This window comes from Propioniciclava soli (assembly GCF_038502305.1).
Classification (GTDB): domain Bacteria; phylum Actinomycetota; class Actinomycetes; order Propionibacteriales; family Propionibacteriaceae; genus Propioniciclava; species Propioniciclava soli.
Map to the genome: position 1 here is coordinate 432,507 of NZ_CP115965.1, position 12,715 is coordinate 445,221.

Below are 12,715 nucleotides of genomic sequence, written 5' to 3' on the forward strand. Positions count from 1 at the left end.
CGCGAGCGGGCAGTGTTGGCGTGTCGTGACGTCGATGTCGACCAGCGGTGGCGTCGGTGCGGCTGCAAGGGAACACCGCGTGGCACCGCGGTCCGTTGCCTGGCCCACGAGCCGTTAGGCTGGCGCCCCACCCACCTGCTCGTCACGGTGACACCGCTACCGGTGCGCCGCGTGCGGCCACGAGCGGCTTCATGGGTATGAGCAAGGCCGCCGAACCTCGGGCGAAGAAACGCGGTGACCGCTGCTGCCAGGGCGCATTATGCTGCACGAGCAGCTCGCGCAGGCCGCCAAGGACCTGCAGCCTGACCTGCTGGGCACCTTCGGCAACGCGAGGCTGTCGGATCAGGCGGACGTGGTGTGCGGCGGACCTTGCGACGAGCTGGTCAACCCCCGCAATGGCTACCGCCATCGCAACCTCGACACCCGGATCGACGCCCTCGACGTGGCGGTGCCTACGCTGCGCCGGGGCGTAGCTCCGCGGCATCCATGATCTTGCCCTTCTGTAACCGCATGCATAGTCGGGGATGGATCGTTGGCACGCACGTCACGAAGACACCCCGCCGCTAGGGCGGGCCGTGTTCTATCAGCGATAAACCCACGCCACCGAGCCCCGCCCCCGCATCATCAACGACAGGGGCAGCCAGTCATACCGAGCCCGGGGACCAGCAACCCCGGCCACCGGGGTCACCTAGGAGGCAAAGGGGCGTCAGCGCGTCCCGAAATCGGCCGACGGCGCCACCGGGGTGGCGCAGTAGGTGAATTCTCCCTGCGCTGCGGCGTGGTAGCTGGCTGGCCGGCCGTCGACGGTGAGCACCAGCTGGCGTCCGGGCACGAGCGCCTGGGTGTACATCATGCCGGGTTGGGGGCAGCCGAGGCTGCCATCGCGCCACGTGACGTCGGCGTAGCCGGCCACCGTGACCTCATCCTCCGGGACGCCTGCCCGCGCGGCCTCGTCGGCCACCGCCTGGCGCACGTCCGCGTCGTCGGTGACGCCGGCCGGCACGGCCGTGGGCAGCGCGCCCGGATCGGGCGCGATCGTGAGGTCGGGCATGGGCGTGAACTCGGGGCGCACGGCGGTCTCCGTCGGGTCAGGCGTGGGCGAGGTGGTCGGGTCGGGCGAGACGCCCGGGTCGGGCGCCAACGTCACCGGGGCGTCCGGGGCCGGGGTGGTCGACGGCTCACCCGAGGCGCACCCCGTGAGGGCCAGGCCGCAGGCGAGCACGACGGCGAACGGGGTGGTCGGCTTGGCGCGGGGCGTCATCGGTGCCTCCTGTTCGTGGATCCTCCAGTGTAGGTCTGCGGGTTCCACGCAACGGCTGACGCCGGCGTTGCAGCCGCGTGGCCGGCGCCCTGAGGGAGGATGTGCTGAGGCCCCCTCCCGGGTGGGAGGGGGCCTCGGCGGTGTGGCGTTCAGCCCCGCACGGGGGTGGTCGTCACGGGTTGACGGTGATGAGCGTGCTGCCCGCCACCTCGCCGCCGTTGAGGTAGTTCACCTGACCCAGGTAGCGGCTGCCGGCGGTCAGTCCGTTCCAGGAGGCGGCCAGGGTGACCGGCGTGCCTTGGGTGACCTGGACCGGGGAGGGCGTGACCGTCAGGTTGCCAGCATCGGCATCCGTCAGGTTCCACACGTGCACGGGGGTCCGGACGGTGGCCTCGCCGCTGTAGACGTCGACGGCCGCCACGTAGGTGCCGGGCGCGAGGTCCCGCAGCGTCACCGACTCGGTCGAGTCGGCGTTGCCGCTCGAGCCGATGTTGGTGACGGTGCCGTTGGCGTTGTAGCGGTACACGTTGAGGTCGACGTCCTGCGCCGGGACCTCCTCGGTGTAGGTGGCGACGCGCGTCACCTTGGTGCCCTCGCCGACGGTGAAGAAGGCGTACCCGTCCAGCGGCGTGCCGTCACGGCGCACCGCGTTCACCGGAGTCACGGTGGAGGCGAGCAGGCCGTCCACGTCCGTGCCCAGCGTGCCGGTGAAGCCCGGCGTGACCGTCAGCTGCGTGGAGCCGTCGGCGATCGTCGCGGTGTTCTCGGCGGGCGCGGCGAGGGCGACCGGCTTGACGACGATCGGGCTGCGCACCGCGTTGAGCTTCGGCGAGTTCGGCACCCAGGTCAGCGACCCGAAGGTGTACTCGTCGAGCGCGGCGTCGGTGCGGGTGATCGTCACCGTGTACGTCGCGCTGCCGCCGGGGCGGACGACGAGACGGCTCGGGTTGACGCTCACCGTGGTGCCGGCCGGGGCGTCCACCTGGACGCGGTACTGCATGGCCGACTTGTTGACGTTGGTCACCGTGCGGGTGACCGTCTGGGTCCCGGCGAGCTGCCCGATGGAGATGCTCGGGTAGTTCAGGTCGCTCGGGTCCTTCTCGGGCAGCTGGTCACACACGCCGGCACCGCCGACGAGCTGCAGCTGGCCGATGCCGCAGGCGTAGGTGTACCAGTCGGTGACGTTGCTGTCGTATACGAGGCCGGGCTCGTACGACTTGGCGGGAACGACCTCGCCGGCGCCGTAGTTGAGCGGCGTCGCGTCGCCCTCGGCCCACTGGATGGGTTCGCCGGCGTCCGTGGTTTGACGGGCCGTCGTCATCATGGCCGACTTGATGGCCATCGGGCTCCAGTCGGGGTACTTCTGGGCCAGCAGCGTCGCCAGACCGGCGATGTGCGGGGCAGACATCGAGGTGCCCGACAGCGAGTCGAAGCGGGGCTCGGCCGTCTCCGGATCCTGGCTGTAGGCGGCAATCACGTCCACACCGGGGGCGGTGATGTCGGGCTTCAGCAGGTCACCGTCGCCGGCCAGGGCCGGCCCGTAGGACGAGAACCCGGCCATGCTCGGGGCGTCCACCGGATCTGTCGAGACGGCCGAGATCGTGGCCGTCGGGTTGGCGTCCGCGGCCTCGTAGGCCTTGATCGCCGCACCGTCGGTGGCGTTGACGTGGATGCTCGGCACCGCGTGGAAGTCAGCGTTGAGCGACTGGGCGTCGGTGACGTTCGTCTGGATCATGCCGATGCCGCCGGCGAGCGCCACGGCGGCGCTCTTGTCGACGCGGGCCACGGTGCCGCGATCGCAGATCACGATCTTGCCGGCCGCTGCGGCCGGGTCGAGGCTCGGCTGCTGGCCGGGGGTGGCGGTGTCGGCGTCCAGCCAGCACTCGCGTGCGGCAAGGGCGGACGCCCCCGGCGCGGCGATGTCGGCGGCGTTGACGAGCGGGGCCGGCCCGACGGCCTCGCCGACACCGACGCCGGAGTAGGTGGCACCGTTGCCGAGCGTAACGGTCTTCTCCGCGCCCCGGCTGTGGGTGGACGCCGCCACGGTCATCGTCCACGGCGCGTTGTGCGCCACCGAGGAGACGCCGACGGTGTCGCCCGAGTTGCCGGCCGAGGTGGAGACGAAGACGCCCGCCTCCGCGGCCGCCATGAAGGCGAGCTCGTCGGCAGTCACGACGTACTGGCTCGACCCGGAGACCGAGTAGTTGATGACATCGACGCCGTCGGCGACCGCGTCGTCAATGGCGGCGACCAGACCGGCGCTCGCTCCCGATCCCTGGCCGTCCGCCGTCTGCCACAGCGCCTTGTACACCGACACCTGGGCCATCGGCGCCATGCCGGAACCCTCACCCATGTTGGTGCCCTGAATCGTCATCGTGACGCCGTGGTTGCCACCGGCCGTACCCGCGGTGTGCGAGCCGTGGCCGTTGGTGTCACGCGGGCTGTTGAAGTCGTAGCTGATGTCGTTGCCGTAGTCGGTGCCGTAGTAGCGGGCGCCGACGATCTTGTTGGTGCAGTCGAACGTCGGGTCGTTCTCCGTCTCACACACGAACCCGGCGGGCGCCGCCGGGCCGGTGGCCAGCGGGGCGAAGCTCGGGTTGTTCGGGTCGATGCCGGTGTCGATGACGCCGATGACCATGCCCTTGCCCGCCTGGTCGTACCCGCCGAACTGGCGGGCCCAGACCCCGTTGCGCCCGGTCAGGCCCAGGTAATCGGGCGTGGTGACCGTGTCCGCGTAGCGGATCTCGTCCTCCCACACGTTGGCGACGCCAGCCGACTTCGCGAGCTCCGCGGCCTCGCCCGCCGTGAGCTGCGCGGTGAAGCCGTTGAAGGCGACGGTGAACTCGTTCGTCTTCGCCGTGTCGGTGACGCCGGCCTCGCGGAGCGCCTTCCGCTGCTCGTTGCGCAGGTGCGCCTCGTAGGCGCGCGCATTGCGGGAATGGACGTTGACCTTCTTGCCCTTGGCCGGCGCGGTGGCGCCGATGCCGGAGACGCCCCCGGAGTAGGTGGCGATCGGGTCGGCGTCCAGCTGAACGATGTAGGTCTTCTTGCTCTGGTCGAGCTTTAGCTCAGGGGCTGCCTGCGCGGTGAGGCCGAGCGGCGTCACCACGGTGAAGGCGGCCGCCAGTGCGGCGATGCGCACACCTCTGCGGGATGTCAGGCTCACGTGAACTTCTTTCAGTTGTGAACGGTCGGTCGGTTCGGCTGGGGGACAGGGAGCCGGACGGAGGCCCCTCGAGCCTGCGGTGATCTTGGCCCGGCACCGGTGCCGGCGTAAAGGTCTCCGCGCGATGGTTTACCTGAGTGTGACCTGAGAGGGCCATCGCAAGTTAAAGTGAAAGGCGTTGTGAATGCAGGTTTGTCGGTGGTGATGAAATTCATCTTCGCGCTTGGGGTGACTGGGAGGCCGCGCGTCAGGGGCAAGGTTCCGAGCCGGCGGCGCTCGATCTGCCGTCTCGCACCTGTGCCCCTGAGCCTGCCGGCCTGCCCGGGTCGGCGAGATGGCCCCGGCCTGGCGCGCACCTCCGGGATGCTGACTGTCAGGGGGGCGGGCGTCCCTGGGGACGGCCGTCGCCTGGATGACTAGGGATGCGGCAGATGTGGCCGCGGGCCGGCGGGGTGGCATTGGCGCGAGGTTCGGGGCGACGTGTCCGACCGGCCCGCTGAAGCGTGCGGCAGCCTCGACTGGTTCGTACAGTGTGGCGGAGGATACGAGATTCGAACTCGTGAGGGCGTGAACCCAACCCGGTTTCCAACCGAGCGCCATAGGCCTCTAGGCGAATCCTCCGCCGGACAGCGTACCGGACACCCTCGCCCCCTCTCCAATCGGGCCCCGGACGGGTCCCGCCGATGCCGCCGCCCCGGCCCCGCGTTCCGGCCCGCCCCGCCCGCCGTTTTGGACCCGAGGTTGTGGCGCCATGGCACCGATAACTCGGGTCCAAACGGGCGACACCGCCTCCCAGCTGCGCCAGCACCACCGCCCACGGCGGTAACCCACACGAACCCACAGTCCGATGTGGTGTTATCTCTTGACTCCGTGTCCGGTTGGGCGGCAGGATGCTGCGCATGGACCAACGGCGTCCACCTGGATCACACGCAGCCCCCGCTGCCCGACATGGAGGTCGACGTGACACTTCCTGACGCTCGCGCGAACAAGAACCTCGAGGGCCCCGGCGTCCGGGCCCGGGTTCAGCGCTTCGGCGGCTACCTCGCCGGCATGATCATGCCGAACATCGGCGCCTTCATCGCCTGGGGTCTCATCACGGCCCTGTTCATCCCGGCCGGGTGGTGGCCCAACGCCACCCTGGCCAGCCTCGTGGCCCCCATGCTGTACCTGCTGTTGCCGATCCTCATCGGCTACACCGGCGGACGCATGGTGCACGGCCAGCGCGGCGCGGTGGTGGGCAGCATCGCCACCGTCGGCGCCGTCATGGGGGGCATCACCGACTGGGCCACGATGACCGGGACGCCGATGTTCCTCGGCGCCATGATCATGGGACCGTTGGCCGCCTACCTGCTCCGCCTGTTCGACCGCGCGATCGAGGGCAAGGTGCCCGCCGGCTTCGAGATGCTCATCGACAACTTCTCCCTCGGCATCCTCGGCGGCCTCATGGCCATCGTCGGCCTCCTTGGCGTCGGCCCGGTGCTGGCGGCGCTGATCCTCATCCTCTCCGGGGGCGTCAACGCCCTCGTGGCGGCGAACCTGTTGCCGCTGGCGGCGATCTTCGTCGAGCCCGCCAAGGTCTTGTTCCTCAACAACGCGATCAACCACGGCATCTTCACCCCGCTCGCCGCGATCGACGTGCAGCAGCACGGCCGCTCCATCCTCTACATGGTGGAGTCCAACCCCGGCCCGGGCCTCGGCCTGCTGCTGGCGTTCCTCTTCTTCGGGCCGCGGGCGCAGCGCCCGACGGTGCCGGGCGCGATCATCATCCAGTTCTTCGGCGGCATCCACGAGATCTACTTCCCCTACATCCTCATGAAGCCGGTCCTGCTGCTGGCGACAATCGCCGGGTCGATGTCGGGCCTCTTCGTGGCCACCGCGATGAACGCCGGCCTCGCGGCCTCGCCCGCGCCGGGCTCGATCATCGCCTACTTCTTGGTCACGCCCGCCGGCGGGCACGTGGCCATGATCGCGACCGTGCTCACCGCCGCGGTGGTCTCGTTCCTGGTCGCAGCGGCCCTGTTCAAGTTCGGGCGCGGTGCTGACGAGGCGGACGCCGCCGCGGCCGCGGCCGCCCCCTCGGAGAGCCTGCCGGGCGCCGTCGCTGCGGACACGGGCACCGGCGCCTCGGTGGCCGGCTCGGACGTGCGCAAGCTCATCATCGCCTGCGACGCGGGCATGGGCTCCTCGGTGATGGTGGCCTCGACCATGCGCAAGCGCCTGGCCAAGTACGGCGTCGAGGTGGCCCACACCCCGGTCGACCAGATCCCGGCCGACGCCCAGGTCGTCCTCACCCATGAGGGCCTGGCCCCGCGGGCGGGCAAGGCGGCGCCGGCGTCCACCGTGGTCGTGCCGTTCAGCTCCTACATGGGTGACCCGGCGTTCGACCGCGTCGAGCAGGCCATCGCCGAGGGACGCGTCCTCACCCCGACCGGGTTGGCGGACGCCCCCGCCGCGGCCGGGGTCGCCGCCGGTACCCGCGAGGGTGCGACGGCCGCCACGCTCGGCACGGCTGCTGCGGGGGCGGCGTCCGCCGGAGCTGCGGCGCCGGCGTCCGCGCCCCGGAAGAGGCGGCGCAAGAAGCTGGACGCGGGCGTCCTGCCGCGGGAGAACGTGCGGCTCGGGCTGCACGCGGCCACGAAGGACGAGGCGATCCGGCTCGCCGGGCAGGTGCTCGTGGACGGCGGGGCCGCGGAGCCCGGCTACGTCGACGGCATGTTTGCGCGCGAGCTGCAGACCTCGACGTTCCTCGGCCAGGGCGTCGCGATCCCGCACGGCACCAACGAGGCGCGCACGCACATCCGGCACGCGGCGCTGGGTTTCCTGCAGTTTCCCGACGGCGTCGACTGGGACGGCAAGACGGCGCACGTCGTCATCCCGATCGCGTCGAACTCCGACGAGCACGTGAGCATCCTGTCGGCGCTCGCGAGCACGTTGGCCGACAAGAGCAACGCCGAGCGGCTGCGCACGGCGTCCAGTATCGACGAGGTGCTTGACCTGCTGACCCCCGACGAAGAGGAGTGAACACATGAAGGCACTGAGGTTCCACGCCCCCGGTGACGTGCGCCTGGAGGACATCCCGGAGCCGGTCTGCGGGCCGCGGGAGGTGAAGATCCGCGTCCGCAACTGCTCGACCTGCGGCACGGACGTGAAGATCCGCAACAACGGGCACGTCAACATCACCCGCGAGACGACGATGGGCCACGAGGTGGCCGGCGAGGTCGTCGAGGTGGGGCCGGACGCCGCCGGCGGCTTCGCGGTGGGTGACCGCGTGCAGTGCATCGCAGCCGTGCCGTGCGGGGAGTGCCACGAGTGCCGCAAGGGCTGGATGGCCGTGTGCGCCAACCAGACCTCGGTGGGTTACCAGTACGACGGTGGCTTCGCCGAGTACATGATCGTGCCCGAGGCGGTGCTGAAGGTGGACGGGCTCAACCGGATCCCCGACGACGTGGGCTTCGACGAGGCGTCCGCCGTGGAGCCGTTCGCGTGCGCGATCAACGCCCAGGAGCAGTTGGGCATCGAGCCGGGGGATTTCGTGGTCGTCTTCGGCGCCGGACCCATCGGGTGCATGCACATCCGCATTGCCCGCGGCGTACACGAGGCCGGCACCATCGTGCTGGTCGACATCAACGCCGAGCGGCTGGCGATGTCGGCGGCGGCGGTCTCCCCGGACGCGACGATCGACTCCTCGAGCGTGAACGTCGTGGAGGAGGTGATGCGCCTGACGGAGGGTCGCGGCGCCGATGTCATCATCACCGCCACCCCGGCGAACATCACCCAGGAGCAGGCCATCGCCATGGCGGCCCGCAACGGGCGGATCTCGTTCTTCGGCGGCCTGCCGAAGACGAATCCGACGATCGTGTGTGACAGCAACCTGGTGCACTACCGCCAGCTGCACATCCACGGGGCCAACGGGTCCGCGCCCGAGCACCACAAGCGGGCGCTGGGGTACATCTCCAGCGGTCAGATTCCGGTCAAGGACCTCATCACCCGGCACCTCCCGCTCGAGGAGGCACTGGACGCCTTCGACATCGTGGCCAAGGGTGAGGCCATCAAGGTCACTGTCGAGCCCTGACGTCTCTCGAATCGGTGGACCACCGGGCGGCCCGGACCGGGCTGCCCGCTGGTGCGTTCGGGCTCCGCCGCGTCCGCAAGGGCGAGGACGAACGGGGCGCTGACGGACAGGGCGGGGGTGCGCGGAACAGGGCGAGGACGATGGGCGCCGACGGACAGGGCGGGGGTGCGCGGAACTGGTGGTGCGCGTGGCGGTTGGTTCACTTCGCTCCCCCGGCGTAGCGACGCTCCTCGCGCATAGCGCTGCTCTTCCCCCTAGGACACCCCGCTCCCCGCCCGCAGCCGTGCTCTCCGTGCAGGAAGAGCGCGGCTACGGGCGGGGAGCGAGGTGAATCGTGGGCCTCGACGGGGCCGGCCACGACCGCAGGCACTCCTGACGCGTCGGCGATCCGTGCGCCGATCTGTCACCGTCCACAGCAGCTGAGGCAGAGCGGGAAGTTGTCCACATCCGTGGGATGAGGGGGTGTGCTGCGGCGTCCGAACTGCTGCCATGGGGCCATGGAACAGTTCGATCTGCGCACCACCGCGGCGTTCCTGGGCGAGGGATGGTCGTCGGCTGAGCTCGCGGGGGCAGTCCGGGCCGAGGAGCTCGACAAGATCCGACGCGGCGTCTACGGGCCCCGAGGACACCGGGACGCCGCCGCACGCCATGCCCTGGAGGCAGCTGCGGCCTGTGTCGTGCGGCACTCCGACAGCGTCGTCAGCCACACCTCCGCAGCCGTGCTGCACGGGCTGCCGGTGCGCCGCGCCGCCTTGGCCGAGGTCGATCTCACCCGGTGGGGGCCGGAACACGGCAAGAAGCAGGCCGGCATCCGGCTGCACCGCACCCGGGTGGAAGAGGACGAGGTCGTCGAGATCGGTGGCGTCCGGGTGACGTCGTTGGAGCGCACCCTCGTCGATCTCGGGCGCGTCGAGCCCTACGAATGGGGGGTCGTGGCTGCGGACGCCGCACTGCGTCGCCAGGCCGATCCGGCCGTGCTCACCGACTACGCGGCGCGGGGCAACCGAGTACCGGGCAACCGCCGACTCCTCGCCGTGCTCGACTTCGCCGACCCCCTCGCGGAGTCGCCCCTGGAGTCCATGAGCCGGGTGTCCCTGGCCCGAACTGACCTCCCCAAACCGGTCCTGCAGCACCAGGTGCTGGACGCGACCGGCACCTGGGTGGCGACCGGCGACTTCGGCTGGCCGCAGTGCTCCCTCATCGGGGAGGCCGACGGCAAGGGAAAGTACGTGGACGACCCGGGCCGAGGTCGGACGGCGGCCGACGTCATCGAGTTGGAGAAGCAGCGCGACCACCTCATTGAGGGCTGCGACTGGTGGGTCATCCACTGGGGCTGGGCCCTGGCGTGCGATCACGTCGCCCTGGGCGCCCGGTCGCGCCGGGCGTTCCGGTGGCGGGGTTCGATGGTGGCCTGAGTCCGTGCTGGGCGCTGCGGTCCGGGCCCCGTCCGGGGACCTCGCTCCCCGGACGCAGGACGGCTCCTCGCCCATGGTCCTGCTCTTCTCCCAGAGACCCCCAGAGTCACTTCGCTCCCTTGCCGTAGCGGGGCTCTCGTTGCAGGGAGAACGCCGCCACGGCAAGGGAGCGAAGTGCTTCCGGCGTCCGGTCCACACGCAGTGGGGTCAGGACGCAGTGGGGTCAGCCCAACAGCTTGGCCGCCAGCTCCTTGGCGTCGCGGCTGTTGCGCGCGTCGATGACCTGCGCGGCGGCGTCCTTGCACTGCTCCAGGGTCACCTTGCCGAGCTGGACGCCGACGCCCGGGATGGCGCCGGTCGCCATCGACAGCGACGTGATGCCGAGGCCGATCAGGATGCACGCGAGCAGCGGGTCGGCCGCCGCCTCACCACAGACGCCGACCGGCTTGCCCATCTTCTGGCCCGCCGCCGCCGTGTTGGCGATGAGCCGGAGCACACCCGGCTGCCACGGATCCGTGAGCTGCGCGAGCGCCGAACCCATCCGGTCGGCGGCCATCGTGTACTGGGTGAGGTCGTTGGTGCCGATCGAGAAGAACTCGACCTCCTCGAGGAACTTCTCCGGCAGCATCGCCACGGCCGGAACCTCCACCATGATGCCCGGCTTCAGGTCCCGCTCCCGGCACTTCTGGGCGAACTCATAGGCCTCGTCGACGGTGGCGATCATCGGCGCCATGACCCACGCCTCGGTCACCCCGTTGTCCTCGGCGGCCTGGGCGATGGCGTCCAGCTGCCGGTCGACCAGGCCGGGGTTCGTCCACCCGAGCCGGATGCCGCGGACGCCGAGGGCCGGGTTCTCCTCCTCGCCGTGATTGGCGAAGGGAACCGGCTTGTCGGAGCCGGCGTCCAACGTGCGCACGACGACCTTCTTGCCACTGAACGCCTCGAACACCTCGCCGTAGATCTTGGCCTGCTCGTTCACCGACGGCTCGGTCTGGGCGGTGAGGAAGCACAGCTCCGTGCGGAACAGCCCGACACCCTCGGCGAGGCTGAGGGACGCCTTGCGCGCGGCGTTGCCGTCCTGCACGTTGGCCAGCAGCTGGACGGCGTGACCGTCCGACGTCTGCGCCGGGCCGGACCATTGCCGAATCTCCTCGCGCAGCGCCTGGTCCTTGGCCACGAGCGACTCGGCCTCGGCGGCGTCCGGCTCGAGGGTCACCAGGCCGCTCGTGCCGTCGACGAGAATCGGGACGCCCTCGTGCACCTGGCGCAGCGCGGACGCCGCGACGATGCACGGGATGCCGAGCTGACGCGCGATGATGGCCGTGTGGCTCGTCGGCCCGCCGAGGCGGGTGACGAGCGCGCGGACCAACTTCGGGTCGAGGCCCGCGGTGTCGGCGGGGGCGAGGTCGTCCGCGCACAGGATGACCGGCGACGTCGGCTGCGGGACGCCCGGTTCCGGCAGACCCATGAGCTCGGCCACCACGCGGTTGCGGATGTCGCGAAGGTCGGTCGTCCGCTCGGCCATGAGGCCGCCCAGCTTCTCGAACTGCGCCACGAACGTGGCGATGGCCTGGGTGGTGCCGGCCTCGGCCGACGCCCCGCCGTTGATGGCCTTGATCGCCGCGCGATTCCAGCCGCGGTCGGCCGCGAGCTTCGCGGTGGCGCCGAGCACGTTGGACGCCGCCCCCGTGGCCGCGCTCGCGCGATCCTCGAACCGCGAGGAGACGACCGACGACGCGCGCTTGAACCGCTCGACCTCGGCCGGGCGGTCCTCTTCCGTGATCGGAGTGGTGTTGCTGGGCGGTACGGGGGCCGGTCGCGTCCAGGCTGCCGGGGCGTAGGCGTAGCCGGCGACCACGCCGGTCCCGCGCACGGTGGTGGGTTCCATGGTGTTCCTCCGCGATGAGATGGAAGTGGCTCTCTCGGATCATATCGGCCCACCGGGCTTGCCGGGCCCACACAATCTAGGTATACAAAATCGAAGGTTCGTGCCCGAACGGTTTGGATCGCAACGAAGGGGTTGGTCGGATCATGTACGCCGAAGAGCGGCAACACGAGATCGTCACGCGCGCCCGCGAGCTGGGGCGGGTGTCGGTGGCGGAACTGGCCACCCGCTTCCACGTCACCCCCGAGACCATCCGGCGCGACCTCGACACCTTGTCGGGCCGCGGGCTGCTCAGCCGCGTCCACGGCGGGGCCGTGCCCGCCGAGAAGCTGCGCCTGGCCGAGGCGCCCGTCGGCGCGCGGGACGCCTCGTCCACCGAGGAGAAGCTCGCCATCGCCCACCGCGCCATCGGGCTCCTGCCGCGGCGCGAGGGGCTGACGGTGCTCCTGGACGCCGGCACCACCACCGCCCGGCTCTGCTCCCTCCTCCCGCCGTGGATCAGCCTGGCCGTCACCAACTCGGTGCCCACGGCGGCGGCGCTCTCCTCCCGCGGTGACCTCGAGGTGGTGCTGCTCGGCGGTGAGGTGCGTGGCATCACGCAGGCGACGGTGGGTGCCGACGCGCTGCACACGCTCGGACGCCTCCGCGTCGACGTCGCCTTCCTGGGCACGAACGGCTTTTCGGTCGACCACGGCTTTTCCACGCCGGATCCGGGCGAGGCCGCGATGAAGCAGGCCATGGTGGCCTCGGCCCGGGAGGTCTACGTGCTCGCCGACTCCAGCAAGCTGGGCGTCGACCACCTCGTGCGCTTCGCGTCCGTCGATGACGTCGACCTGCTGGTCACCGATGGCCACCTGCCCGCCGGGGGAGCCGCCGAGCTGCGGGACGCGGGTCTGCGCATCGAGCTGGCGTGAGG

At 70.8% G+C, this 12,715-nt stretch carries 8 protein-coding genes and 1 tRNA gene; 5 read left to right on the top strand and 4 right to left on the bottom strand.

Annotation, left to right across the window (positions count from 1 at the left end):
* The first annotated feature begins 259 nt into the window (after window positions 1-259).
* The gene (locus tag PCC79_RS01845; protein ID WP_342372836.1) at window positions 260-490 is read left to right on the top strand and encodes a transposase; all 231 of its coding nucleotides are present in this window, start codon (window positions 260-262) and stop codon (window positions 488-490) included.
* A 216-nt stretch (window positions 491-706) separates the two neighbouring features.
* Here PCC79_RS01845 and PCC79_RS01850 read toward each other — a convergent pair whose 3' ends face one another.
* The 3 genes from PCC79_RS01850 to PCC79_RS01860 all read right to left on the bottom strand — a co-directional run bounded on the left by PCC79_RS01850 (window position 707) and on the right by PCC79_RS01860 (window position 5,048).
* Window positions 707-1,261, bottom strand: a complete 555-nt coding sequence (locus tag PCC79_RS01850; protein ID WP_342372837.1) for a hypothetical protein — start codon at window positions 1,259-1,261, stop codon at window positions 707-709.
* Window positions 1,262-1,433: 172 nt separating this feature from the next.
* The gene (locus tag PCC79_RS01855; protein ID WP_342372838.1) at window positions 1,434-4,427 is read right to left on the bottom strand and encodes a S8 family serine peptidase; all 2,994 of its coding nucleotides are present in this window, start codon (window positions 4,425-4,427) and stop codon (window positions 1,434-1,436) included.
* A gap of 533 nt (window positions 4,428-4,960) precedes the next feature.
* Window positions 4,961-5,048: transfer RNA gene (locus tag PCC79_RS01860), tRNA-Ser, on the bottom strand.
* A gap of 339 nt (window positions 5,049-5,387) precedes the next feature.
* Between PCC79_RS01860 and PCC79_RS01865 the strand changes: the two genes are divergently transcribed.
* From PCC79_RS01865 to PCC79_RS01875, 3 genes are all read left to right on the top strand, one after another.
* Window positions 5,388-7,448, top strand: a complete 2,061-nt coding sequence (locus PCC79_RS01865) for a PTS sugar transporter subunit IIA (protein WP_342372839.1) — start codon at window positions 5,388-5,390, stop codon at window positions 7,446-7,448.
* Window positions 7,449-7,452: 4 nt separating this feature from the next.
* Window positions 7,453-8,499 carry a zinc-dependent dehydrogenase gene (locus PCC79_RS01870; RefSeq protein WP_342372840.1) on the top strand — a complete coding sequence of 349 codons (1,047 nt, stop codon included), beginning with the start codon at window positions 7,453-7,455 and terminating at the stop codon, window positions 8,497-8,499.
* A gap of 497 nt (window positions 8,500-8,996) precedes the next feature.
* On the top strand, window positions 8,997-9,914 hold the full coding sequence (locus tag PCC79_RS01875) for a hypothetical protein (RefSeq protein WP_342372841.1): 918 nt from the start codon (window positions 8,997-8,999) through the stop codon (window positions 9,912-9,914).
* 223 nt (window positions 9,915-10,137) lie between these two features.
* Here PCC79_RS01875 and ptsP read toward each other — a convergent pair whose 3' ends face one another.
* Window positions 10,138-11,802 carry a phosphoenolpyruvate--protein phosphotransferase gene (gene ptsP, locus PCC79_RS01880; protein ID WP_232549060.1) on the bottom strand — a complete coding sequence of 555 codons (1,665 nt, stop codon included), beginning with the start codon at window positions 11,800-11,802 and terminating at the stop codon, window positions 10,138-10,140.
* A gap of 143 nt (window positions 11,803-11,945) precedes the next feature.
* Here ptsP and PCC79_RS01885 point away from each other — a divergent pair, with 143 nt between their 5' ends.
* Window positions 11,946-12,713: a DeoR/GlpR family DNA-binding transcription regulator gene (locus tag PCC79_RS01885; RefSeq protein WP_342372842.1), complete on the top strand. Its 768-nt coding sequence runs from the start codon at window positions 11,946-11,948 to the stop codon at window positions 12,711-12,713.
* Window positions 12,714-12,715: the final 2 nt, after the last annotated feature.

Coding starts and splice junctions, on each gene's coding strand:
- PCC79_RS01845 (WP_342372836.1), top strand. CDS start 260: ATGCTGCACGAGCAGCTCGCGCAGGCCGCCAAGGACCTGCAGCCTGAC.
- PCC79_RS01850 (WP_342372837.1), bottom strand. CDS start 1,261: ATGACGCCCCGCGCCAAGCCGACCACCCCGTTCGCCGTCGTGCTCGCC.
- PCC79_RS01870 (WP_342372840.1), top strand. CDS start 7,453: ATGAAGGCACTGAGGTTCCACGCCCCCGGTGACGTGCGCCTGGAGGAC.
- PCC79_RS01875 (WP_342372841.1), top strand. CDS start 8,997: ATGGAACAGTTCGATCTGCGCACCACCGCGGCGTTCCTGGGCGAGGGA.
- ptsP (WP_232549060.1), bottom strand. CDS start 11,802: ATGGAACCCACCACCGTGCGCGGGACCGGCGTGGTCGCCGGCTACGCC.
- PCC79_RS01885 (WP_342372842.1), top strand. CDS start 11,946: ATGTACGCCGAAGAGCGGCAACACGAGATCGTCACGCGCGCCCGCGAG.